Origin of the sequence: Paenibacillus piscarius, from assembly GCF_022234545.1 — a bacterium.
GTDB lineage: Bacteria > Bacillota > Bacilli > Paenibacillales > Paenibacillaceae > Paenibacillus_AQ > Paenibacillus_AQ piscarius.
On the sequence record NZ_JAIEUI010000001.1, the window covers coordinates 139,053 to 164,817 of the forward strand.

Below are 25,765 nucleotides of genomic sequence, written 5' to 3' on the forward strand. Positions count from 1 at the left end.
AAGCGGGAATCTGTCGTTCCTGTGAATGCTGCTTGAGGTCAGGTGATCTTTATAATAAGAGTCAAATGAGTAGGAGGGAGCATCACCGCATGAAGAATGATATACAACCTGTCCGCCTTTACGAACAAGGAAATTTCGCCAGCACCTATACGGAGATTCCAGTGTCTAATCCTGGCCGGGCGTGGCGGGACGGAATGGTCAGCGGCAACGGGGAGAACGGATACGTCACGTCCGGAGCGCCGTATTCGGACAGCTTTATTTTTCAAAATATGTGGTTCAACTATCCGTCCGGCGACCCGCGGGTGATACCGGAGGAATTGACTGGACAGCTTGCTGAGGCCAGGAGGAATGTCTTCCAGCTTAATGATCAATGGAAGATTACGTTTGCGGACGGGACCACCCGGGCTAGAACCTTTCTCTACAGCTATCATCCGGGACACCAGCTCCGGCTAAGCGTCGAGAATAAGGGAACCGTGTCCGGCTATGAAAGATGGACGAATTATGAGACAGCGGAAACCGGTGTGCGATACTCCGATGGAGGTGGAGAGTGGGTGCGCACCTCTTTTACGTCCAGGGAAGACAATGTATCGATTACGAGGATCTCGCAATCCTCCACCGGTGCCAAGATCAACATGATCATTTCAATAGATGACATTTCGGGGATGTACAAAGCGCAGGACGGGGCGACCGAGGTGACGGCGCTCCAATACAAGAAGCTGGTTAATCCGAATGCGGACTATATCGCACAGGTGGCCCATTACCCCTCCTACCCGGGCAGCGAGCTGGCCGATGGGGGATACGCCGGTCTGACTCAGGTTGTGGTCATTAACGGAACACAGAAGCGGGTGCTGCTTGCCGACACGGATGAACCAATGAATGTTGGAGCAGAGCAGAATCCGGCGATTCAAGTGGCCGATGCAGAAGCCGTCTACTTGATTTCGCAATCGGACCGGACCTTTGATCTGGGCAAGATTGGTGATTTTGCAGGCCAGACGAGCTATGCGATCGTTGACGGTCTTTTGCAGAATACGAAGGCTGTTGCGGTAAAATATCAGGACGCTTCGGGCATCTTCGATTACAATGCCGCCCTTGCGCCCCATGCCCGGAGGCACGCCGCAGAATTTAACGCCGTACGTTTCTCTCTGGCAGGCGACAACGAGGGTAAGTCCGCAGACAATGTAACCTTGATCAACGCGCAGAAGGCTTCCAAAACGGAAATCCATCAAGCTTTTATGGAACAGGTGTACAATCAGGGAAGGTATGCCTTGATCTGCTGCAGCGGCTCAAGCGTTCCACGGCTATACGGCATGTGGACGGGAGAGTGGAACCCAGGCTGGCGCGCCATCTATACTCTCGACGCCAACGTGAATTTGCAGGTCTCGCCGATGAATACAGGTCATTTGACGATTGCCCAACTTGGCTATATCACCTTCTTTTTGCGGAATACGCCCGATTTCGAATACAATGCGCGGATGGCCTACGGAATGCACGATGCGCTTCAGGTATCGGTCAACTCGGATATCGACCGCGGGATGCATGTGGAATACGACAACGATTACCCGTTTCAATATTGGAATGCCGGGGCAAGCTGGTGTCTTCTGCCCATCTATGAATATTGGCAATGTTACGGCAACCAGCAGATTCCCATCAACGATTACATGAGAATCCATGAGCTGAAGCCGATTCTGAGCGTTAAGGACGGGGGGCTGACGGATGAAGAATTCGCAGAGCTGCTCGGCAGGGGATATCTGGATTTAGAGCAGGATATCTTGCTTACGCTGTTAACTAAGCAGGCTAATTTCTGGGAGCAGCTATGTACGCCGGAGTACTATACAGATGCTAACGGCAAAGCGTGCTATGAGCAAGGGAAGACGGAGCTGCATCCGGGCGAGAAATATCTGCTCATCCCCGCCTATTCGCCGGAGAATCACCCTGTCGGTTATAACAGCACGCTTACGGCTAATGCCAGTATGGATATTTCAGCAGCAAGGGACGGACTGAATATGGTCATCACCCTGGAGCGGGCGGTTAAGCGTGATGGATACGAAGCTGCGGTTGCCAGATGGGAAGCATTGCTTGCGCTGCTGCCGGACTATAAGGTGGACAAGGACGGCGCTTTGCGCGAATGGGCAATGAATGAATATACGGAGAACAACGACCACCGCCATTTGAGCCATCTCTACCCGGCCTGGCCTGCTTATGAGACGCAGAACGATGCTGAGCTTGCGAGAGCTGCTATTACCGCGATGGAGAACCGCAACAAATACAATACGTCGGACGCCACGGCGGGGCATGGCTGGATGCACAAAGCGCTGGTCTGCGCACGGTTGAAGGACGGCAACGAAGTGGCCGCTTCGCTTTTGCCGATGATGACGGATTCCGGTTACTATGCCTCGCTGATGACGGACCACGACACCAACGGTAGAAATGACTGCTATTGCACGGATACCTTATTCGGTACGGTGGGAGCGGTGAATGAGGCTTTGTTGTTCTCCAATACCGGTGAGATTGAGGTACTTCCGGCCCTGCCGCCCGGATGGAAATCTGGGTCCATAGATGGATTGATGGCCAGAACCCGGCTGGAGGTCCGCACTTTAACATGGGATCTTGCATCCAAAACAGTGAGCGTTACCCTGCACTCCATGATGGATGCCAACAAGCTCCAATTGAAATTGGGCCTTCCTTGGACAAGAGCAACGGTAAACGGAGAAGAAGCTATGGCGCATGGAGAGGGAGCGGGGAAATATCTTCGCATGACGTTGAGTTCCGGTATTGCTGTTACTGTCGAGTTCACGTTATGTGATTAAGGTCGAGGGGAGGCAGGCATCCAATAACCGGGTAATGAAACTGTGACAGGCGGTGATACGTATCTGAGGTAGGTAGACTATAATACGGAGGATACAAATCATGAAACAACTCTACATCAAGCAAAAAGTATTCAGCATAGGCGAGAAGTTCACGGTGAAGAACGAGCGGGAGCAGGATGTGTACTACGTGGAGGGCAGCTTTATGCAGATTCCCAAGACGTTCTCGATTATGAACGCAGGTGGAAGGGAAGTCGCGCTGATTACGAAGAAGGTGTTCAGCTTGCTGCCCCGGTTCTTTGTGGAAGTGGGTGGCCGTGAGGTGCTGACGATTCAGAAGGAGCTGTCGTTCTTCAAGGCGCGTTATTCGATTGATTCGGCGGATATTGAGGTGCACGGGAACTGGTGGGACATGGATTTCCAGGTCTTGCAGCGCGGAACCGTCGTGGGGGAAGTCAGCAAAGAGTGGTTCACCTGGGGGGACAGCTACAGCGTGCTAGTACTGAATGAGGAACTGGAGGCGGTCATCGTTGCGATTGTGGTCGCCATTGATTGCGTGAAGTCGGACCACCGTGCTGCTGCTTCTAATTAGGAGTATTTGTGAAACTAATCTTTCCTCCAAGCGTCTATAACATTAATTCCAGTTCCACCCAACTGTATGACTTAGGAGGAGGATTCCTACGATGTACTTATCTCATTCATGGCTTCACAGACACAAGCTCACGGGAATGCTGGCTGCAGGCCTGATCGCATTGGCTGCCTGCTTGGGACTTGGCGGGACCATGGCCCATGCGGACCGCTGGGAGATTTTTGACCAGGGCGAGCATTTATTTTTGCCGGAGGGGCCTATAGAGGTGGGGGAGGTGGTGATGCTGCCGCTTCGCCCGGTCTCTGAGCGGTTTGGGTATACCATCGCCTCGGTCACGAATAAGGAGATTGTGCTAAGCCATAAAGACGGGCGTAAGGCCGTGATCCGCCTGGGCACCAAGACAGCCTTGCTCGAATATGAAGGCGGTGCCAAAGTACAGCTCATGGCGCAGATTCCGCGTAATTATAACGGAGCGTGGTTTATTGATCTGGCATTAGCTGGAGCGCTCGGCGGCCAAGGCCACTCTACGGTTCCCGGCACCAACTTCATTCAGCTTCGTCCCGTGGCGGGGGATGCGAAGGAGCAGCTGGAACGCCAGTATTGGTTCAGCTTCAAGGATCAAGGCCAGACCGTATTCGTGAACAACCAGGGGCAGGAGCAGCTGCAGACGCCATATACCTCCCAGCTGGACTTCGGTTATGATGAACTGCTGCCGGTGAAGAAGTCTGGTTATACCGCCGGGTACATGAACCGTGCAGGGGAGCTTGCCATTGATGCGCCGCACTACCAGCTTGGACTGTTCAGTGAAGGGCTGGCCTGGTTCAAGGATCTTGTGAATACAGAGAACGGCGGGGTTACGGTACGAATGGGCTATATGAACCGTGCGGGGAAGGTTATTATTCCGGGGATCTACAACCGGGCTTATGATTTCTCGGACGGACTGGCGAAGGTGACCCGGGCAGGCAAGACCTATTATATTAACCACAACGGTCAGATGGTGATCCCGCCGATCCCCGGGCTGCAGAACAGCGAGTCCTTCTCGGATGGTCTGGCGGCTGTAACCGTAAGAACCACAGCAGGCGGCAAAAGCGTCCTCCGGACAGGCTTCATCGACACCGCAGGCAAGTGGGTGATCAAGCCGATCTTTGATTCAGCGACGCCTTTCTCGGAGGGGGTGGCTACGGCAACGTTGAACGGTAAAAGCGGTCTCATCGATACCGCAGGCAAATGGATTGTGCAGCCCCAGTATAGCGGCGGGAGTACGTTTCTCGGACAGTTCCGTGACGGGCATATTCTGCTTACGCTAAGCGGCAAGCATGATTATACGCAGCGGCTTGTCGATACCAAGGGCAAGATCATCACCGTTCCGGGCACCGGCCAGCTTACGGGATTTGGGGATGGCATGGTCTCGTATAATGACACAGGCGGCTATGGCTTCAAGACAGTTGCGGGACAGGTGATTGTCAAGCCGATGTATTCCTATATGTGGGACTTTACGGCCGGGGCGGGCAAAGGATTCATTGATTACAATGAGGTCTATGAAGCTCATCTGATCAATAAAGCTGGTAAAGTGGTGTGGAGCACCGGCTCTCCGGCTATAGAGTGACCAAGGACTGGGCAGTGTAACGAAATTCCCCTCCGCTGGCAGCGAATGAACATCGCTTGCCGGTCCGGAGGGGGTTTTTGGTGTGTGCTGTTAGGTGAGAATACATCAATTATGATCCTGCTTAGATCATTGTTTTGGGCCAGGGGGTTGATTAGAATTTGGGGTGTAGGCAATGTAAATGTAAAGGAGACGGTAATATGCTTAGATTGGTGAAGGTTGAGAACGGTATGGTCAAGGGCCTGCCCGCAGCCGATCCCCGGATTACGAGCTTCAAGGGAATTCCGTTCGCGGCACCCCCTGTAGGGGAGAACCGCTGGCGTGCACCCCAGCCTGCCGAAGACTGGGAGGGTGTGCTTCAGGCCCACGAGTTCGCACCGGTCTCCATGCAGGTCAGACAGGAGCTTGATGACAACAACATCTATACCCGTGAATGGGCGGTAGAGCCGGATATCGCGATGAGCGAGGATTGCCTGTACCTGAACGTATGGACCCCGGCCAAGCAAGCGGACGAGAAGCTTCCCGTGTATGTGTGGTATTTCGGCGGCGGGCTGCAGGTGGGCCATCCGGCGGAGATGGAATTCGACGGCGAACGGATTGCCCGCCGGGGCATCGTGGTGGTGACGATCAACTACCGGCTGAATATCTTCGGCTTCCTCTGCCATCCCGAGATTACGGCGGAATCGCCGGAGGCACCCGCCAACTTCGGCAACCTTGACCAGCAGGCGGCAACCCGCTGGGTGAAGCGCAACATTGCCGCCTTCGGCGGTGACCCGGACAATATCACGATCGGCGGGCAGTCTGCTGGCGGTGGCAGTGTCATGAGCCAGCTCACCTCTCCGCAGAACGAAGGCTTGTTTCAGCGGGCGATTGTTGAAAGTGGTATCTGCACAGACCTGTATCCGGGAACGCTGCTGCCGCCGCTTCGTGGGACATTGCAGGAGGCGGAACAGGACGGCATCGAGTTCTTCAAATATCTCGGCGTATCCACTCTTGCGGAAGCGCGGAAGCTGGATGCGGTCTATCTGCGGGACAAGGCTGTAGCGCTTGGCGGGTTCTGGGGAACGGTGGCCGACCAGAAGTTCCAGGTGGGCAACCCGTTCGATCTGTTCGTAGAGAACAAACGCTGGCAGGTGCCGGTCATGCTCGGCCACACCTCCTCCGAGTTCTTCAGCACCCCGAAGGTGCAGTCCTACGAGGAGTTCAAGCTGCTCGCTGAGGATATGTTCGGGGAAGATGCGGAGACCTTCCTGGAGCTGAGCGGCGCTAAACCGGACAATGTGCAAGAAGCAGCAGAGCGGGCGGCAGTAAGCGGAATCGAATACGCGATCCGGATCGCCGGGCAGGCGAATGCCGATACCGGGGGTGGAACACCGCTCTATTACTATAATTTCGATGCCGAGATTCCGGGCTGGGATAACCCCGGCACCTTCCACTCGGTGGATCTGTGGTTCTTCTTCGAGACGCTGGCCAAGTGCTGGCGGCCGTTTGTCGGCAAGCATTACGATCTGGCCCGCCAGATGTGCAATTATACCGCGCACTTCATCCGTACCGGAGACCCGAACGGCCCGGATTCCACCGGCGAAGAGCTGCCGCGCTGGGAGCCGTACACCCCGGAAGCGCCTTACGGGATGCTGTTTGCTGACAAGGCGGAGTTCTTGAGACAGCCGCCCGGAGCGGTAATGGATTTTCTGGTGAAGCAATATTTCAAGAAGGCCAAGAAGCCTGTTAAGAGTTGATAAGTTCAGGAGTGTAGGTGGTGTAATAAGTGTCTAGTACTTGCTGAGGGTTGCCGTGCCCGATTAAGGTGCCAGGGTAGGCATAAATGCAGTCTGTACAACTAAATAGCCTGATGTGCCGCCGAATCTCTGTTTAGCTGTATTTCGTGCAATTAAAATGCCTCTACACCTGGATTTTCGCCCATCCGGGAAAATATAGTTGTACAAGAATGCAGTTAGAAGAGGAAAGCCTTCTGTTTCACTGTTTTTAGTTGCATAGAATACACTTATCTCTGATTATTCGCTACGAACGCAGCTTCAACCCTTACTGGAATGTTGGAATTGACCTGACGTTGTACTACCCTCTGCTCTGCCGCTGGTAATTGCGCGGTGTATATCCGGTCATCTGCTTGAATTGGCGGCAGAAGTGCTCCACGTTCGGATACCCGCACCGGGCGGCGACCTCGGCGATGCTCTCGGTGCTGTAAACTAAATACTCCTTGGCCATGCGGATCCGGCTGTTGATGACATCCCCCATGCAGGAGAGGCCGAAGGCTTTTTTGTAAATATTCTGGAGATACCCTGGACTGATCTCAAGCACATCGGCCATTCTGGAGACGGTCCAGTATTCTCCGGGGTTACTCTGAATTAACGTGCGCAGCTTCAGCAGCTTGTAGTATTGCGGGGTAATATTGCCCTGGAAATAAGATTCCCACAGCTTGTTGAACAAGGCGCGCAGCAGCAGATCGATGGAGGAGGCCTTGCAGTCCCGGTCAAAATGATGCTCGCTGACCAGCAGCTCCACCAGCTTCCGGCAGGAGTCTGGATCACTTAACGCAAAAGGGATACCGAAGGGCAGCGGCGATTCTGTAATATACGGCTCGTCTGCCTCAAAGCGAATCCAGTCATTGGCGAAGGGCTCGCCGCATGCTCCGTAATAGACCTTCTGCTGCGGACGGTAAAGAACCACCGTATGTTCAGGGTAGACCTTCAGCCCGCCGTGCACCCAGAACTGGGCCGGGGTCTTGGTTATGACCAGGAGCCACTGCGAGCCTGCGGGCACATCCACGACAAAATTGGCAGCGTGTGTTGTATTGCATTCCACATAATGAATAAATGCCATTCGCGCTCTCCTCCATGTAAACATGCTTAATTATAGCATGTTTTTTTTGCTGTTATGGACAGGTACGGAGGGGAGAATCGTCCGTTTATGTCAATGCCGGAGAAGGGAAGTAAAAATGTGAGCGTTGTCAATAAATAGGTGCCTCCCCCATAATGAAAGCGTAACCAAATAAAGACCACAAAACATGAACTGGGGGTTGACCATGAACACAGGTACTGGAAAAGGCCCGGTGTGGCTGAAGAAAGCTTCGATTCTGCTGTTGTCTGCACTGCTGTTGTCCGCGTGCTCAGGAAAGCTGGAATCCGGCAACGGCAAGCAGGAAGCGGCAGCAAGCAATGATCCGCAGGCAAGCCCTGCGGCCGTCGATGAGAGTCCGCTCGGCAAGTATGATCCTCCGATTGAGTTGTCGTTCGTCAGAGACCTTAGCGATGTGGTAGAGAATAACGTGCTTGGCGTGCTGAAGGATGAGACGATTGACAACAACCGCTGGACGAAGCTGTATGAGGACCAGCTCGGGATCAAGATTAAGTATAACTGGATCGTGAAGGGCAGCCAGACTTCAGACCAGTATCTCCAGAAGATTAACGTTACGCTGGCCTCCGGCGATCTGCCGGATGTAACGCCGGTCAATGCGACCCAGCTCAAGCAGCTGGCCGATTCCGGCCAGATTGAGGATATGACGGCACTATACGAGAAATATGCTTCCCCGTTCACCAAGAAGGTGCTGTCGGGTGAAGGCACAAGTGTCTTCGATGCCGCTACCTTCGACGGCAAGCTGATGGCGATCCCAGCCCTGGAGTCCTCCATCGAACGCTCGATGTACATCTGGATCCGGACCGACTGGCTGGAGAAGCTGGGCCTGCAGCCGCCGAAGACGATGGCGGACGTCCTGGCCATCTCCGAAGCGTTCGCCGAGAAGGACCCTGACGGGAACGGTAAGAAGGATACCTACGGTCTTGGGATTACCAAGGATCTGTGGGGTGGAGCAATGGGGCTGGAAGGCTTCATGGCCGGGTATAATGCGTACCCGAATATCTGGCTGGAGGATGGGAACGGCAAGCTGGTGTACGGCAGCATTCAGCCGGAAGTGAAGAAGGCGCTCCAGGTGCTGCAGGATATGGCCAAGAAGGGCCAGCTGGACCAGGAGTTCGGCGTCAAGGACGGCGGCAAAGTCTCCGAGCTGATCTCTGCCGGCAAGATCGGGATGGAGTACGGTGAGCAGTGGAACTCCATCTGGCCGCTGCAGCTGAACCGTGACAATGATCCCAAGGCGCAGTGGCAGGCCTTCCCGATTGTCTCTGAATCGGGCGATACGCCGAAGGTGCCGCTGAAATTCAGCACGACCCGCTTCTTCGCTGTGAAGAAGGGGGCGGCTCATCCGGAAGCCGTGATCAAATTGTTCAATCTCCACCTGGAGAAGAACTGGGGCGAGACGGCCGAATTCGATAAGTACTATGCACCGCCGGAAGCGGAGAGTGTCTGGCAGCTGTCCCCGGTTACCCCGTATCCGGTAACGAAGAACGTAGACGCGTTCCGTGAGATCGATGCTGCCCGCAAGGCCGGGGACTTCTCGACCCTGAAAGGTGAAGCCAAGACGATCCAGGAGAAGCTGGAGTCCTACGCTTCAGGCTCAACCGAAGGCTTCTCTCTATGGGGCTGGGAGCGGATCTACGGCGAGCAGGGCTCCATGGGCATAGCTGACCAGTATATCAAGAATGACCAGTTCATTCAGGAGAAATTCGTCGGTGCTCCAACGCCGACCATGGTCGAACGCAAAACGACGCTTGAGAAGCAGCAGAATGAAATTTTCGTCAAAATTATTCTGGGTGAGCCGATTGAGAAGTTCGACCAGTTCGTGAAGGATTGGAAGAAGCTGGGCGGAGATCAAATTACGCAAGAGGTCAATGAATGGTACGCAGCGACTAAGAAATAATGCGCGGATGGAGGAAGAAAGCACCCTTTTCTTCCTCCATTCCATTCTAGCCTGCAGATGTGGAGGATAACGATGAGATCGAAATTGCGCAAAGAACTGCCGCTTCATCTGATGCTGCTGCCGGGACTGATTATGATCATCCTGTTCTCTTACGTTCCGATGGCCGGTGTCATGATAGCGTTCCAGAAGTTTATTCCCGCCAAGGGCCTGTTCGGGGACCAGAAGTGGGTGGGCTTCGATAACTTTGAATATGTGATGAGCCTGCCGAATTTCACCCAGGTGCTGTGGAATACCCTGTTTATTTCCAGCCTGAAGCTGATTCTCGGCCTGATTGTCCCGCTTGTCTTCGCGATATTATTGAATGAGCTTGCGAGCAATGTCATTAAGAGAACGGTGCAAACCGCGATCTATCTGCCTTATTTCCTGTCCTGGGTCGTGCTGGGGGGGATTCTGATTGATATTCTGTCCCCGTCAGGCGGGATCGTCAATGAATTCCTCGGCCTGTTCGGCGTCTCCAAAATCTTTTTCCTCGGTGATAACGACTGGTTTCCTTTTACACTGATCGCTTCGGATGTCTGGAAGAACTTCGGGTACGGCACGATAGTCTACCTGGCAGCCATTACGGGCATTGACCCCGGATTATACGAAGCAGCGACGATTGACGGGGCGAACCGCTGGCACAAAACATGGCATATCACCATCCCCGGTATCCGCATGGTCATTGTCCTGCTGTCGGTGCTCAGTCTGGGGCAGCTGCTGAACGCCGGCTTCGACCAGGTATTTAACCTGTACAGCCCGCAGGTCTATGAGAGCGGAGATATTCTGGATACCTTCGTCTACCGGATTGGGCTATTGGATGCGCAATATGGCGTGGCGACGGCTGTGGGCTTCTTTAAGTCCATCATCTCGCTCACCTTGATTTCCAGCTCGTATTTCCTGGCTTACCGTTTTGCCAAGTACCGGATTTTTTAGAGGAGGGAGATCCCTTGCAGCAACCGCTGACGCCTAACCAGGCAGACCTAACTACTGTTCACCGTAAAAAGAAGTTCGACGGGATATCGGTGCTGAACGCCACCTTTCTCATTCTGGTCTCACTGCTCTGTATCCTGCCGCTTATTCATATTGTCGCTGTATCCTTCAGTTCAAGCGCAGCGGCATCCGCCGGATATGTCCGGCTCTGGCCGGTAGATTTCACGTTCGCTTCGTATATGTATACGATGAGCCGCACGGAATTCTGGCAGTCGATGGTGGTATCACTGACCCGGATCGGGATCGGGACGCCGCTGAACCTGCTGCTGACAATCCTCGTGGCCTACCCTTTGTCCAAAGAGTCACATGCCCTGCGGTTCCGCAGTGTATATGCCTGGGCTTTTTTCATCACTATGCTGTTCAACGGGGGGCTGATTCCCTGGTATACCACGCTCAAGGAGTACGGCTTGCTCGATTCGATCTGGGCGCTGGTGCTGCCCGGTGCGGTCCCGGTATTCAGCGTAGTGCTGCTGCTTAACTTCTTCCGCGAGATTCCGAAGGAGCTGGAGGAAGCGGCGCTCATTGACGGGGCCGGCCACTTCCGGACGGTCTGGTCCATCTTCGTGCCCATCTCCAAGCCTGCGCTGGCTACACTGGCCTTGTTCTCGATGGTGGAGCACTGGAACAGCTGGTTCGACGGTCTCCTCTTAATGGGGAATCCGGCAAACTATCCGCTGCAGAGCTATATTCAGACCATTGTCATCCAGCAGAACCTGTCGAATATGTCGCGTGATGCGATGCTGGACCTGGCGCTGATCTCGGACCGGACACTGAAGTCCTCCCAGATCTTCCTCGGCTCGCTGCCGATTATTCTGGCATATCCGTTCCTGCAGAAGTATTTCGTGAAGGGAATTGTACTCGGCAGTGTCAAAGGATAAATTCAGGGAAGTTATGCATCAGCCTGCGCTTCTCCCGCCAATCAGGCTATAATGGTGAAAATGATTCTGGGGGGCCTGGCATTGTTGTTCCAAAAGGACTTTTCCCTGCGCAATACGATCTTTCTGCGCCTGATTGTTACCTTTTTGCTCATTATGCTGCCGATTATTGTCTTCGCGGTCTATCTGTACCAGTGGATTCTGCACACGGCCAGCGCCGACATCCGCACCTCGGCCACGGCCCAGACGGCGTTCTACCTCAGTGATATGGAGAATGAGATCGAGCGGATGAAGCTGCTGCAGTACAGTCTGCTGGAGGATGAGGACCTGAACAAGCTGGCGCTGACCTGGGAGACGCTGGCGGTGATTGACCGCACGGAGAATCTGAATTCGCTCATGAAGCGCCTATTCATCGTGCAGAACAGCAGCACATATATTAAGGATGTACGGGTGCATATCATGACCATCGGACGGACGATCTCCTCGGTCGGGGGCGTGCGCGATCTGGAGATAAAGCGCTTCCGCGAGATCCGCTCGGTGTTCGGCGACCAGCGCTCCCCGGTGATTGAATGGGACGGCGGTCTCTACCTCAGCGCGATGAAGCAGCGGGGAATCAAAGGGGCGGAGCCGCTGTTCACGGTGGAGATTGAGCTGGACGCGCAAGAGCTGCGGGCGGCGCTGGGCCAATTCAACACCTATCCGGGCAGCGGTACGCTGCTGCTGTCGGACACCTCAAGCGTAGCTCTGTCGAGTGTGACCGGTGAGCTGGCGCAGGCGGATAAGTCGCAGTACGTCCGGGAGATTCGCGATGTGGCCTCGGGGGAACGGCTGAGGATCGCCGGTGCGCCCTACTATATTGTCCAGGCCGGCTCCCAGGAGCTGGGCCTGTCGATCTACCGTATGATCCCGGAGGCGATCATCAAGACCCCGCTGAGCAAATTCTATACCTGGGCCTGGGTGTTTGCCGTGGCCGGGCTGGCGATCATTGTCGCTTTTGCCATGTCTACCTATAAGTTCATCCACAAGCCGATGCTGACCCTGGTCAAAAGCTTCCGCAGAATGGAGCAGGGGGATCTGGACATTTACATCAAGCATGAGTCGCGGGATGAATTCCGTTATCTGTACAGCCGTTTCAATCAGATGGTCAGCAATCTGCATTCCCTGATCGATCAGGTCTACAAGCAGAAGATTATGGCTCAGCGGGCCGAGCTGAAGCAGCTGCAGTCGCAGATTAACCCGCATTTTCTGTATAACAGCTTCTTCATTCTCAACACGATGGCCAAAACCGGCGACACCGAGCGGATTGAACAGCTTACGACGCTGCTCGGCGAGTATTTCCAGTTCGTGACCCGCAACGCCTCCGACCTGGTGACGATGGAGCAGGAGATTCATCATGCGCGGATGTATACCGAAATTCAGGCCATGCGGTTCTCGCGGCGGATTACGGTCCGGTTCGATCCTCTGTCCGAGACGCTGAAGCCCGTGCAGGTCCCGCGGCTGATCGTGCAGCCGATAGTGGAGAATGCGTTCAAGCACAGTCTGGAAAAGAAGGCGATGGAGGGCCTGATCATTGTGCGTTTTGAGCAGGAGGAGGCCTGCATCCGCATTATTGTGGAGGATAACGGGGACCGGCTGACCGAGGAGACGCTGGCGCAGCTCAAGAAGTCGCTGAATGCCTGCCAGGAGCAGGCGGAGACGACGGGGCTGGTGAATATTCACCGGCGCATCCGCATTACCTTCGGGGAAGAAAGCGGCCTGCTGGTGGACCGGAGCGAGCTGGGCGGACTTAGAGTAACCATCCTGCTGACGACTGGAGGGGAGGGTGCAGATGTACCGGATGCTTATCGTTGACGATGAAGAGATTATCACGGACGGACTGGCGGTGGTGTTTGGCAAAATGGACCTGGGCCTCGACCTCTACAAGGCCTACTCGGGCCGGGAGGCGCTGGAGCTGCTGGACCGCACCCGGGTCGATATTGTTCTGTCCGATATCTGTATGCCCGAGATGGACGGAATGGAGCTGATGGAGCATATCCGCCGCCGGTGGCCGCAGTGCAAGCTGGTGTTCCTGACCGGACACAGTGACTTCAATTATGTCTATCAGGCGATTCAGGCCCCGGGCGTTCAGTATGTGCTGAAGAACGAAGGGTATCCCAAGCTGATTGAGGCGGTCAAGCGGTCATTGCAGGAACTGCAGGACACGATGCAGGCCAATGACCTGATCCGTGAGGCTAAGGAGCAGCTGAATACGCTGGAGACGCTGGCGCAGGGCGGATATTTCCGCCATCTGATCCACAGTGTGAAGGTGGAACAGGATGTGGCGGAAGACTTCGAGCGTCTGCGCATTCCGCTGGATGCGTCTGCGCCGGTGCTGCTCGCCTTGGGCAGCCTGACCGATTCCGATGCTGCGCGGACTTATACTGAGCGGCAGGAGACGGCGCTTGCCGTCAAGTTCCTGTCGGAGAAGCTGCTGAAGGAGCGGACGGTCAGCCTTGGGGTCATTGACCGCTTCGGCGACCTGATCTGGCTGATTCAGCCTGACGGGTCGTGGGCGGTGGACAGGGCTGAGGTGGGAGAGCATGGGGTGCAGATGGAGCAGGTGGAGCAAGTGGACCAGACTGAACAGATTGGCAAATTTCTCGAGGGTACCTTCGAGCTGATCCAGCAGACCTGCCAGGAATCGCTGGGCGTTACGGTAGCCATTACGCTCAGCGCCGAGCAGTCCACGTGGGCGATGCTTCCGGGCCTGTACGACAAGGTGCGGCAGGTCCAGCACTACCGGGCGGGTGACGGGGAGCGGATGGTGCAGCGGGTGCATCTGCATGAGGCTGCGGTACCGGATCAGGTCCGTGACCGGTTCCTGCGCGATAAAGCCGAGACGCTGGCCGCCCATCTGGAGGCGGGACGCAAGGAGGATTTCCTTCAGTTGTTCAGAGAGATGGCCGAGCCGGCGGGCCAGGAATGCACGCGGGGCAATCCTTATCTGACGGAACTGTATTACACGATTGCTCTGATGCTGATGTCGTACATCAACCGCTGGGAGGCCGACGAAGGGATAGCCACCTGTGGATTGATGAACCTGGAAGCGCACCGGACCTGGGGTGAAGCATTCCGTTATCTGGAGGACACGGCCGGAAACCTGTTCTCGGTGCGGAAGAGCGGGGAGCAGAAGCGGGCGGCCAGTGTGATCGACCGGATCTGCTTATATATAGAAGAGAATCTCGACCAGGACCTGTCGCTGGTCCGTCTGGCCGATGTGATCCACTTCAATCCCTCCTATCTGTCACGCTTGTTCAAGCAGGAACGGGGCATCAACCTGTCCGAGTATATCGAGGAGCTGCGCGTCCGCCAGGCCAAGGAGCTGCTGCGGCAAGGAGAGCTGAAGGTTGCCGAGGTCGGCTCGCAGATCGGCTACGTCACCCCGCAATCCTTCACCCGTGTCTTCAAAAAGTGGACCGGAACCACGCCGCAGGAGTACCGCACGGATGTGGTTGGCGGGTGAGGGAGAAGTGATGAAGGGAGCTGTCCCAAAAGCCATGAAATGGCTGATTGGGACAGCTCCTTTGGTGATGCTGGAAGTTAGGAGATTGGTGAGATGAAAGGGATAAATCCCTTTGATGGAGCTGGAAGTTGAGTAACTGGTGAAATGAGAGGGATAAATCCCTTTGGATGCGGACCGTTGAGCGAATGAGGTGCAGAAGTGCACTTGAATAAGCCGGACGCCGGCGAAATGAGCGAATAAGGTGCATTAGTGCACCTGAATATGCCAGACGTTGGCGAACAAGCAAATGAGGAGCCACTTGTGCAGGACAAGCGCTCCTCATTTTTCATCCCCGCCGTAGGTGGGCGGATTGCCTGAAGCAGCTTACAGTTACTTATAAATCCGGTAGTTCCCGCTGAGCGCCAGCAGGCTGAAGAAGTACAGGCAGTTGTCGTAGTACCGCCGCTCACCGGTGCGCAGCGGGGTGTTCCAGAACAGATTGACGAAGTGTCCGGCGTCCGGGCCATCGGCAGCAAGCGAGGCCATGGCGAGAGTGGCCAGCAGGCCGACCGGGTGCAGGGAAGGCTCGTCGAACGGCTGCCCGTCAATCGTATAGCGGCGGTAATCGGCCGGATCGATGTCCAGGAAGAACGCCTGAATCCGGTTCGATTGTTCCACCTGCCAAGGGTCGCAGCGGAACCATTCGTAGTCGAGGCCAATGTTGGCGGCTACCCGGTAGGCGTCGCTGAAGAAGTGGCGGAAGTCGCCGTGCGGCTGAGGTTCCGTCAGAGTCCCGTCATAGTTGGCGTATTCCGGGGACAGTCCGGTGACCGGGTGGCAGGCCAGGTGCAGATAGTCCCGGCTCCGGGTAGCTGCGTCTTTCCAGAAGGACCGGTCCGCTTCATCCGCCCAGAGTGCAAACAAATCATAGAAATGCGGCAGATGATAGGACGGATCGCTGAACGGGGTCTCGGGGATGAACTTGATCAGCCGGGTCTCCGGATCCCACATCGGATCGCCTTCTTCGCCATCCTCTCCCTTGTGCACACAAGCGCGGAGAATGATTCTGGCCTGCTCGGAATAGTTGAACGGCTCTGCACCATCACCCCAGCGGTTAGAGGCGAAGAACAGCGCCAGCGCGAAGAACTCCTCCCCGTCCGGGGCCGGGCCTTGCGACAGCCGGGTGCCGTCCAGCTTGCAGTGCCAGGCAAAGTAATGCTTATAACGGCCCTCCGTATGCTGCATGAACTCCTTGGCGAACTTCCAGAGCCGGTCGAACTCCTCTTTTTTGTCCAGTTGAACTGCCATCATCATGCCATAGGACATGCCTTCCGTGCGCACATCGGTATTGCCGGTGTCCACAATATACCCCTTATCGTCATCCATAGGATGATAGATCCGCACATCCGCTGCGCCGTAGAACAGCTCGTTCCAGGTATCCTCCAGCCGCTGCCGGATCGCTTCCTCGCTGACTCCATTTTCAAGGAACAAATTTCTGTATTCTCCTGTATGATAGGAGCCTGCTGCGTGATTATTCATAACCATCCTCCATGTGGATAATATTCCGCCCCAGTATACCATAAGCCGCACTGAAGAGATTAAAGCGTTTTCCTGAAAATTTATAGGGGATTTCGCCTGCGCTCCGCCGATCTAAGGATAGATCAATGTTAAGTGTCTATATGTCATGGACTTGCCTTCCGCCTGTTCTCTATACTGATAGGGACGTAGCTTAGACCACTACAAAGTGAAGGTGATAGTCATATGAATAGAGTGCAGAATCAGTTGAAGCTTACAGTGTATACACGCATTCCCGACCAGGATTATACAGCGTCTCTGGCGAACAGCGTTCATCTGGCTTATAGTGACGGGCAGCAGGGATGGCAGCCGCTTAACCGGAATTATGGCATTTTGTTTGCCGCGGCAACCGTAGATGAGAACAATGTGATTCATGAAAAAGGACTGAAGAACCCCTATCTCTTCCGCACAGCAGACGGTTCATACGGCATCGTGGCTGTAAGAGTAACCGCTTCCGGGGAGGATGATGAAGAGAGCAGAGGGCAGATTCTGCTGTGGACCTCGGCTGATCTGGTCACCTTCGAGAGCCGGGGACTGGTGCAGCTGGACAAGGAGCTATATGTCCAGGAGGCCATCTGTGTACCAGATGCGACAGGTGCAGGCTATGAGCTGCGCTGGCAGGATAACGGCGGGAACTATTATGTGAACCGGCTCGCGGACCTGGGGCAGCCGGATCGTATCTCGCCGCCGGAACGGGCGGAAGCTTATGCAGCAGAACGGCCAGACCAGCCGCTTCCCGGCACCCGTCCGGGCAATGTGCTCTCCTTGGATGAGACTTCCGGCCGCCAGGTGCAGGATGCCTGGACACCGGTATACAATACCAGTATCCGCGTAGCGGAGCAGGTCACTGCCAGCTCGGCGGATGAGCTCTCAGCCGTTACCGCGACTGCGGTTTACTCTGACGGCTCCACCGCAGACAAGCGTGTAGCCTGGGATACGCGGGGGATCGACTTCAGCGTACCCGGAACGTATACCGTACAAGGCAAGGTCGTTACGCATAACTATCCGTTCCCGTTGGCAAGCGGATATGCCGACCCGGTCCTCCTCCCTTGGAACGGCAAATACTATTTCCTGGCGACCAATGACAATGTCAACAATATCGGGATTTTTGTCCGGGAAGCGGACACCATAGACGACCTATTCACCCCCGGATTCCGGGAAACAGTCATTCTGGATCTGGATGAGGAGCGCAGCTTCATCCAGACCTTCTGGGCGCCGGAATTCCACCTGATCGGCGGAGAATTGTACATTCTGTTCGCCGTAGGCGGCAAGGTCTGGGGCCCGCAGTGCCATATCATGAAGCTCAAATCCGGCGGAGATATTATGCAGGCGGCTGATTGGAACGAGCCCGTCCGGGTGAAGCGGATGGACGGCACACCGCTGGCTGAAGAAGGGATTACGCTGGATATGACCTATTTCCAGGCAGACGGAACATCCTGTGTGCTCTGGTCCTACCGTAAGGGAATTGGCTCACCGCTCGATACCGGCTCCATGATCTATATCGCCACCGTCGATGAAGCGAACCCTGCGGTGCTCACCAGCGAGCCGGTGCTGCTCACCCGCCCGCTGCTGGGCTGGGAGAATGTTCAGGGCACGATCAACAACGAAGGCCCGTATCCGCTGATCACGGAGGATACGGTGTATATCGCCTACTCCGGCGGAGCGGCAACGGGGTACACCTATGCGGTAGGGCTGTTAAGCATTCCGCGGGGCAGCGATTATCTGGATGCCGCTGCCTGGCACAAGCCCAGCACGCCGTCCTTGTCCTATTATTCGCTGGAAGGGGTCTTTGGCCCGGGGCATAATTCCTTCTGCCGCGATGTGGACGGCACGCTGCTCATTCTGTATCACGGGGAGGAGCAGCTGGTGAAGCATGGAACGCGGTGCTCGGCGATGCACCGGGTGCATTTTAACGCTAAGGGTGTGCCTGTGCTTGATGTCGCCGGAGATAGAGATGTCCACCCGGATTACGCCGGTTGCACTATACAAGTAACAGTACCCGCATCTTAATTCATAATCAGGAGGAATAATCATGGCTAAGCAACAAGGAATTAACCCGTATCTGCCATCCTGGGAGTACATCCCGGACGGGGAGCCGTATGTATATGAAGGAAGAGTGTATGTCTATGGCTCGCATGACCGGTTCAACGGACACGCCTTCTGTCTGAATGACTATGCCTGCTGGTCGGCACCGGAGGACAATCTGGGCGATTGGCGGTATGAAGGTATTATGTACCGGGCCACGGATGACCCGCTGAACCCGGATGGCCGGATGTGCCTGTACGCACCGGATGTAACGCAGGGACCGGATGGCCGCTATTATCTGTACTATGTACTGGACAAGGTTCCGGTGGTATCGGTGGCAGTCTGTGATAAGCCGGGCGGCAAATATGAATTCTACGGCTATGTCACCTATAAAGACGGCACGCGCCTGGGCGAACGGGCAGGCGATGAGCCGCAGTTCGACCCGGGGGTACTGACCGAAGGCGATACGACTTACCTGTACACCGGCTTTTGCGGATACGGCGACAAATCCAGACACGGGGCGATGGCCACTGTACTGGGTCCAGATATGCTTACCATTATTGAAGAGCCTGTGTTTGTGGCACCGAGCCAGCCTTATAGCCAGGGGACGGGATTCGAGGGTTTTGAGTTCTTCGAGGCCCCTTCCATCCGCAAAAGAGGCGATATCTACTACCTGGTCTACTCCTCTATCTCCATGCATGAGCTGTGTTATGCGACCAGCAAGCATCCGACCCGGGACTTCGTCTACCAGGGAGTGATTGTCAGTAACTGCGATCTGCATATCGATACGTACAAGCCTGCGGAGCAGACGATGTATTACGGCGGGAATAACCACGGCAGTATCGTGGAGATTCAGGGGCAGTGGTATATTTTCTATCACCGTCATACGAACGGGACTGCGTTCTCGCGCCAAGGCTGCATTGAGCCGATTACGTTCCTGGAAGACGGTACGATCCCGCAGGTGGAGATTACGACCTCCGGCCCGAACGGCGGCCCGCTGGAAGGACGCGGAGAATATCCGGCTTATCTGGCCTGCCACCTGTTCACCAAGGATCAGGAGATGTACACCGGAGGCTTCGGCAAGGTGGGGGCCTGGATGGACAGCCGGTTCCCGAAGATTACCCAGGACGGTGGCGACGGCGATGAGGAGATTGGTTATATTGCCAATATGACTGATTCAGCAACGGCTGGCTTCAAATACTTCGATTGTAAGGGAGTTACCCGGGTCTCCATCAAGGTGCGCGGCTACTGCCATGGCGAATTCCAGGTGAAGACTGCCTGGGACGGACCGGCGCTGGCTTCAATCCCGGTAGGCTTCACGAATGTGTGGACCGAATACACTACTGACGTAGCTATTCCTGACGGGGTTCAGTCCTTGTACTTCACTTATACCGGCGGCGGCGGAGCGCAGCTGGGTTCCTTTACACTGGCATAATCCTGCTTGAAAAAAAGACAGCAGTACCTCAGCATTCGCTGATGGGGCTGCTGTTTTGCTGTCTAGAGGCTATTACAGTCCGGAGGCGTACCGGGCTTTATACTCTGAGGGCGTCATGTCCATATAATGCTTGAACCATTTGGTGAAGTAGCTGACATGCTGGAACCCGGATTCCAGGGCAGCCTCCAGCACATTATACGCGCCGCTGCGCAGCAGGCTGGCCGCCTGGCTGATGCGGATATAGTTGAGATATTCCATTGGCCTCATGCCGGTCCGGTCTTTGAAAAACTTACAGAAATGCGAGCGGCTTAGTGACACCACCGCCGCCAGCTGATCCAGCTCCAGCTTCTCGCGCGAATGCTCCTCCATATAGCTCAGCACCTGCCGGATCTGCCGGTTGTCCTCCCGCACGCGGCGGGTTCCCGGATCAGGCTCCATCCCTGTCTCTGCGAACGGGTAGCTGTCAGCGATGAACAGCAGCAGCAGCGCCTTCAGGCTCATCTCATAGGCAGGAGCCTTTCGGTCATAACGCGAGAGCAGCTCTCTGACCAGCCGGAGCAGCGGGAGATGGGCGCTATCCGCCGCAGATAACAGAACGGGCAACCGGGCCGTCTCCTGCAGGAGCGGGTCCAGGACCTGTTCCTGCACGCGGTCGGGCTGTGCAGAGGACAGCCAGGAAATGCGGAAGACAATGGAGTAGTAACACGTATCCCCGGAGCCGGTGTCCGTGCCGGAATGAAGCTCCCCGGGATGAACGATCAGGGCGTCGCCTGTCTGAAGGGGACATTCACGGCTCTCAATATGGAAGACGGCCTGCCCGGCTGCCATATAGATAATCTCCATCTCATTATGCCAATGCACCGGCAGGATGGAATGTGCGCCCGCCTGATGCTCAACCTTGTAGATATGCAGCGGGAATTCCGGCTGGCCGTGCAGCTTGTGCTCCCGGTAACGGTGTTCGTACATGGTGTCCTCCTGATTATCGTAATATTATGCTGACAAACCGCAAATATCTGGTAGAGAATCCGCTATCAATAATAATATCATTATAGCTATCAGAAGTCATAATGAAGGGTGGATACATTGTGGAATTGAAGCAGATACATTCCGGCAAGGACGGGATCAGGCTGGAGACGACAGAGGGACTGATGCAGATTGACTGGTGTACGCCGGGCATTGCCAGAATCCGGTATACGTTGAATGCGGAGTTTAGCGGTAAAGAGAGCCTGATGGTAGTGAGCCGGCCGGATGCGGAGGCAATAGAATATAAGGTGACCGACCTGGGCGGCTCCGTGGAAATTGCAACCGCGCGGCTGAGCATCCAGGTGGACAAAGCGACCTGTGCCTTCAGCTACAGAGACGCAGACGGCAGGCTGCTGACCCGGGAGCCGGGAAGAGGCGGCAAGACGCTGGAGCGTACAGAAATCTACCGCACCGTATTCGATGCGGATGCTGATGCGGTAGAGACCGGGCAGGGAGCGGACGGGCTGCGGGCCAGGGCCGAAGGTGTAAGCCGGAGGCTTGTGCGGGAGGCTTTTCATACGAAGCTGGAATTCGAGTGGCAGGAGGGTGAAGCCCTGTATGGGCTCGGCTCCCATGAAGAGGGGATGATGAACCTCCGGGGCAAGCATCAGTACCTGTACCAGCAGAATATGAAGGCGGTTGTTCCGGTCCTCGTCTCTACGCGCGGCTATGGAATTCTCGTAGATTCCGGATCTTATATGACCTTCCACGATGATGCCTTCGGCTCGTATCTCTGGAGCGATGCTGATGAGGAGATGGATTATTACTTCATTTACGGACCGGAATTCGACCAGATTACAGCAGGAATCCGCTACCTGACCGGGGAAGCGCCGATGCTGCCGAAGTGGTCCTTCGGATACGTGCAGTCCAAGGAGCGATATATCTCTCAGCAGGAACTGATTGACATCGTGCAGGAATACCGTGAACGCGCGCTTCCGCTCGATGGGATTGTGCTCGACTGGCAGTCCTGGACAGGCAACCTGTGGGGGCAAAAAACGTTTGATCCCGAACGCTTTCCGGATCCTGCGCAGATGATGGAACGCCTCCATGCCATGAATGCCAAGCTTATGGTCTCGATCTGGCCGATTATGGGCGCGGGCGGGGACAACCATGAGGAGATGAAGGCGGGCGGCTTCCTGCTCGGCAATCAGGCGACCTATGATGCCTTCTCGGAAGAGGCCCGGGCGCTGTACTGGAAGCAGGCGAATGAAGGGCTGTTCGCTCATGGCATCGATGCGTGGTGGTGCGACTGCACCGAGCCGTTCGAGGCGGACTGGAAGGGGGCAGTGAAGCCGGAGCCGGAGCAGCGGATGCTGATTAACACGGCGGAGTCGAAGCGGTATCTCGATCCGGGGCTGATCAATGCTTATTCAATGCAGCATTCCAAAGGCATCTATGAAGGCCAGCGCGCGGTGACCTCAGACAAGCGGGTTATCAATCTGACGCGTTCCGCTTATGCCGGACAGCACCGGTATGCTACCATCACGTGGTCAGGAGATACCGCCGCCAATTGGGAGACGCTGCGCAGGCAGATTGCTGACGGATTGAACTTCTGTGTAACCGGTTCGCCGTACTGGACTCTGGACATCGGCGCTTTCTTCGTGCAGAAGCACAAGGAGCAATGGTTCTGGAACGGGGACTATAACGAAGGGGTTGCCGATCTCGGCTACCGCGAGCTGTATGTGCGATGGTTCCAGTTGGGTGCGTTCCTGCCAATGTTCCGTTCCCACGGCACCGATACGCCAAGGGAGATCTGGCAGTTCGGCCAGGAGGGCGAGCTGATGTATGATACCCTGGTGAAATATCTGAAGCTCCGTTACCGGCTGATGCCGTACATCTATTCGCTGGCTGGTGCGGTTGCACACCACAGCTATACGATGCTCCGCGCTCTGGCCTTCGACTACCGGGAAGATACCCGTGTCCATGACATCGGGGACCAGTTCATGTTCGGGCCGGCCTTCATGGTGGCCCCCGTCACGGAAGCCATGTATTATGGCCCCGGCTCCCGTGAGCTTGAAGGGATCCGCAAGCAGCGCAGCGTCTACCTTCCTGAAGGGGAATGGTACGATTATTGGACCGATGAACGCCTGGCTGGCGGTCAGGTCATTGAAGCCAGAGCGGACCTTGCGACGCTGCCGCTGTTCGTCCGTGCCGGGTCGATTGTGCCGGCCGGTCCGGAGACACAATATACAGATGAGCAGCCGGATGCTGTGATCTCTCTGAAGGTGTACAGCGGTAAGGACACTGCCTTCACCCTCTATGAGGATGAAGGGGATAACTACAATTACGAGAGCGGCTCCAGTTCCATGATTACGCTCAAGTGGTCCGAGGCGGACCGCAGCCTGACCATCGGGGAGCGGGAAGGGCGTTATGAGGGAATGCCGGCCGTACGGCAATTTGCGGTAGAGATCGCCGGGCAGGCCGGAAGCTGTGCAGTGACCTACAGCGGGGAAGCTGTGACGGTCCGCGAAGCGGATCTGCACCTCTAAGCCGGGGCAGCGGCGGCTTGCTTCCGCAAAGCCCAGGCCGCTTGGTATGGATAACTTAATGCGTGCGGCTGTTCCTCCGGTAGGCGGCGGGGGTCATCCGGGTGATCTTTTTGAAGGTGCGGTAGAAGTGGGGCATACTCTCGAAGCCGCAGGCCATGGCGATCTGCTCGATCGTGCCGCTGGATTGCAGCAGCCTGTCCTTGGCGGCAAAAATCCGCTTCGTCGCAATATAATCTGTCACATTCATCCCTAGCCGCTGTTTGAAGACCCGACTGAAGTGGGCTGGAGAGATATTCGCCCGTCCTGCAAGCTGAGCCAGCTCCAGCGGCTGATGCAGATGGCCGTCAATAAAGGCCAGCGCCTCGCGGAACCAGTCCGGCAGCGACAGATTGACGTCCACCGGACCGGCGGCCTGCGGCAGGCAGTAGCGGTTCAGGTGCAGCAGCGTGAGCTGGAGCAGCAGGGTCAGCGCCTGTCCGCCATCCGGGCGGTTCTCACCGCGTTCCGTGTGAAGGGCGTCGATATCCTTTTGTATAATTGTGGCATGTTCGGGCGGCAGGGTATACTTGTATTGCTTGCTCGTCTTGGCGGCGTCGAACAGCTTCAGATAAGCATAAGGCTCGCCGTAGGATGGATGCTGAAGCAGATTCGGGCTGAAAAAGACCGCAGAAGAGGTCACCGGCTCCTCGCTATCGGGGAACCCCCGGTGCACCGTATTGCCGGGAACGACAATAATGTCGCCCTGGCTCATCTCGTAGAAGGTCTGGTCGATGAAGAAGCTGCCTTTGCCTCCATATACGTATATGAATTCGTACCAGTCATGCTGGTGGTCGGGAAGCTCGCGCTGCGGGCTTTTCGTCTCCTTATAGTCCAGCAGCAGGGAGAAGGGCCCTTGATTGTCAAAATGCTTGGTGATCGGTCCGATGATATTCTCCTCCTTGGGCAGACCTGTGAATCCTCTCTGTATCATATCAAAATAAGGTATAGATTTGTTTGTTTTCGCTATTTTTATTCCTTAATCGGATGTATAAAATAAGGTGGAATGGAGGCGTTATCATGTATATTGATGCTCACCAGCATTACTGGAAGATTGAGAGGGACGATTACGGCTGGATTACGCCGGAGATTCCGGTGCTGTTCCGGGATTATCTGCCCGCTGATCTGGAGCCGGAGCTACAGAAGCACGGGGTCAGCCATACGATTGTGGTCCAGGCTGCGCCTACGGTGGAGGAGACGGAATATATTCTGGAACTGAGCGAGAAGGCGGATTCCGTGGCAGGCGTTGTCGGCTGGCTGGATCTTGCAAGCCCTTCCTTCCAGGCCGAATTCGAGCGTCTGAGCAAGCATCCGAAGTTCACCGGGCTGCGGGTGATGATTCAGGAGATGGCAGACCCCGGCGTGCTGTTAACCCGGCCTTATATAGAAGCGCTCTCATATCTTGCGGAGCGGGATGTGCCGGTGGACCTGCTGGTGCTTGACCATCAGCTTCCGCAGCTCATTGCGATGCTGAAGCAGGTTCCGGGCCTGCGGGGCGTTATCGACCATTTGGCCAAGCCTCCGATTGCATCGGGCAGCTTAGAGCCGTGGAGAAGCCGGATGGCAGAGGTTGCGGGACATCCCGGGATATACTGCAAGCTGTCTGGGATGGTAACGGAGGCGGATCCGCAGGGCTGGACGCAGGAGGATTTCACGGCTTACATTCATGCTGTGCTGGAGCTGTTCGGACCGGAGCGGGTGATGTTCGGCAGCGACTGGCCGGTATGCCTGATGGCGGCAACCTACGATGAGGTTATAGAGATTCTTCGCAATGCCTTGCAGGGCCGTTTGTCAGCGGAAGAGATGGAGCCGGTGTTTGGAGCGAATGCGGCTAGATTTTATAAGCTAGATCAGCAGCACTTAGGTAAGTAACAGAAAGCGTGAAGGAACGGAGGGGAATTTTGGAACTGGAGGAGCGGTAGCGTTCGCCTTTGTCACCGGATTTTCACCGCAAAGGAGAATCAATAAAATCTGGGGACAACAGCGACCGGAAGTCCAAATGTTCACCGCAGTGACGATTACGCCTC

General features: G+C 55.7%; 17 protein-coding genes. 13 read left to right on the forward strand and 4 right to left on the reverse strand.

Translation table 11 applies throughout. The annotated features are described in order from the left end of the window. Positions 1–89 precede the first annotated feature (89 nt). The 4 genes from K1558_RS00640 to K1558_RS00655 all read left to right on the forward strand — a co-directional run bounded on the left by K1558_RS00640 (position 90) and on the right by K1558_RS00655 (position 6,735). On the forward strand, positions 90–2,807 hold the full coding sequence (locus K1558_RS00640; protein ID WP_238649445.1) for a glycosyl hydrolase family 95 catalytic domain-containing protein: 2,718 nt from the start codon (positions 90–92) through the stop codon (positions 2,805–2,807). A gap of 100 nt (positions 2,808–2,907) precedes the next feature. Then, positions 2,908–3,396, forward strand: a complete 489-nt coding sequence (locus tag K1558_RS00645) for an LURP-one-related/scramblase family protein (protein WP_238649446.1) — start codon at positions 2,908–2,910, stop codon at positions 3,394–3,396. 91 nt (positions 3,397–3,487) lie between these two features. Continuing rightward, a complete protein-coding gene (locus tag K1558_RS00650) occupies positions 3,488–4,999 on the forward strand; it encodes a WG repeat-containing protein (RefSeq protein ID WP_238649447.1) in 1,512 nt (503 codons plus the stop codon). A 197-nt stretch (positions 5,000–5,196) separates the two neighbouring features. Continuing rightward, complete coding sequence (locus K1558_RS00655; RefSeq protein ID WP_238649448.1) at positions 5,197–6,735, forward strand: carboxylesterase/lipase family protein; 1,539 nt, start codon at positions 5,197–5,199, stop codon at positions 6,733–6,735. A gap of 337 nt (positions 6,736–7,072) precedes the next feature. Here the strand turns inward: K1558_RS00655 and K1558_RS00660 are convergent, their stop codons facing one another. Beyond that, the gene (locus K1558_RS00660) at positions 7,073–7,837 is read right to left on the reverse strand and encodes a helix-turn-helix domain-containing protein (RefSeq protein WP_238649449.1); all 765 of its coding nucleotides are present in this window, start codon (positions 7,835–7,837) and stop codon (positions 7,073–7,075) included. A gap of 202 nt (positions 7,838–8,039) precedes the next feature. Here K1558_RS00660 and K1558_RS00665 point away from each other — a divergent pair, with 202 nt between their 5' ends. The 5 genes from K1558_RS00665 to K1558_RS00685 all read left to right on the forward strand — a co-directional run bounded on the left by K1558_RS00665 (position 8,040) and on the right by K1558_RS00685 (position 15,176). After that, positions 8,040–9,770, forward strand: coding sequence for an extracellular solute-binding protein (locus K1558_RS00665; protein WP_238649450.1), 1,731 nt, complete (start codon positions 8,040–8,042; stop codon positions 9,768–9,770). 72 nt (positions 9,771–9,842) lie between these two features. Further along, on the forward strand, positions 9,843–10,742 hold the full coding sequence (locus K1558_RS00670) for an ABC transporter permease (protein WP_238649451.1): 900 nt from the start codon (positions 9,843–9,845) through the stop codon (positions 10,740–10,742). A gap of 83 nt (positions 10,743–10,825) precedes the next feature. Then, a complete protein-coding gene (locus tag K1558_RS00675) occupies positions 10,826–11,677 on the forward strand; it encodes a carbohydrate ABC transporter permease (RefSeq protein ID WP_420800396.1) in 852 nt (283 codons plus the stop codon). A gap of 81 nt (positions 11,678–11,758) precedes the next feature. After that, positions 11,759–13,525, forward strand: coding sequence for a sensor histidine kinase (locus K1558_RS00680; protein WP_238649453.1), 1,767 nt, complete (start codon positions 11,759–11,761; stop codon positions 13,523–13,525). After that, entirely contained in the window at positions 13,503–15,176 is a 1,674-nt protein-coding gene (locus tag K1558_RS00685) for a response regulator (RefSeq protein ID WP_238649454.1), read from the forward strand. Before K1558_RS00680 ends, K1558_RS00685 begins: the two co-directional genes overlap by 23 nt. A 369-nt stretch (positions 15,177–15,545) precedes the next feature. Here K1558_RS00685 and K1558_RS00690 read toward each other — a convergent pair whose 3' ends face one another. After that, positions 15,546–16,694, reverse strand: a complete 1,149-nt coding sequence (locus K1558_RS00690) for a family 8 glycosyl hydrolase (protein WP_238649455.1) — start codon at positions 16,692–16,694, stop codon at positions 15,546–15,548. Between the two features lie 222 nt (positions 16,695–16,916). Between K1558_RS00690 and K1558_RS00695 the strand changes: the two genes are divergently transcribed. Beyond that, the gene (locus K1558_RS00695) at positions 16,917–18,740 is read left to right on the forward strand and encodes a family 43 glycosylhydrolase (protein WP_238649456.1); all 1,824 of its coding nucleotides are present in this window, start codon (positions 16,917–16,919) and stop codon (positions 18,738–18,740) included. Positions 18,741–18,762: 22 nt separating this feature from the next. Next, on the forward strand, positions 18,763–20,190 hold the full coding sequence (locus K1558_RS00700; protein WP_238649457.1) for a family 43 glycosylhydrolase: 1,428 nt from the start codon (positions 18,763–18,765) through the stop codon (positions 20,188–20,190). A 72-nt stretch (positions 20,191–20,262) separates the two neighbouring features. Here K1558_RS00700 and K1558_RS00705 read toward each other — a convergent pair whose 3' ends face one another. Next, positions 20,263–21,156, reverse strand: coding sequence for an AraC family transcriptional regulator (locus K1558_RS00705; RefSeq protein WP_238649458.1), 894 nt, complete (start codon positions 21,154–21,156; stop codon positions 20,263–20,265). Between the two features lie 119 nt (positions 21,157–21,275). Here K1558_RS00705 and K1558_RS00710 point away from each other — a divergent pair, with 119 nt between their 5' ends. Beyond that, positions 21,276–23,702 carry a glycoside hydrolase family 31 protein gene (locus K1558_RS00710; RefSeq protein WP_238649459.1) on the forward strand — a complete coding sequence of 809 codons (2,427 nt, stop codon included), beginning with the start codon at positions 21,276–21,278 and terminating at the stop codon, positions 23,700–23,702. Between the two features lie 55 nt (positions 23,703–23,757). Here the strand turns inward: K1558_RS00710 and K1558_RS00715 are convergent, their stop codons facing one another. Then, the gene (locus tag K1558_RS00715; RefSeq protein ID WP_238649460.1) at positions 23,758–24,672 is read right to left on the reverse strand and encodes an AraC family transcriptional regulator; all 915 of its coding nucleotides are present in this window, start codon (positions 24,670–24,672) and stop codon (positions 23,758–23,760) included. 86 nt (positions 24,673–24,758) lie between these two features. Here K1558_RS00715 and K1558_RS00720 point away from each other — a divergent pair, with 86 nt between their 5' ends. Then, a complete protein-coding gene (locus K1558_RS00720; protein ID WP_238649461.1) occupies positions 24,759–25,610 on the forward strand; it encodes an amidohydrolase family protein in 852 nt (283 codons plus the stop codon). The last annotated feature ends 155 nt before the right edge of the window (positions 25,611–25,765 follow it).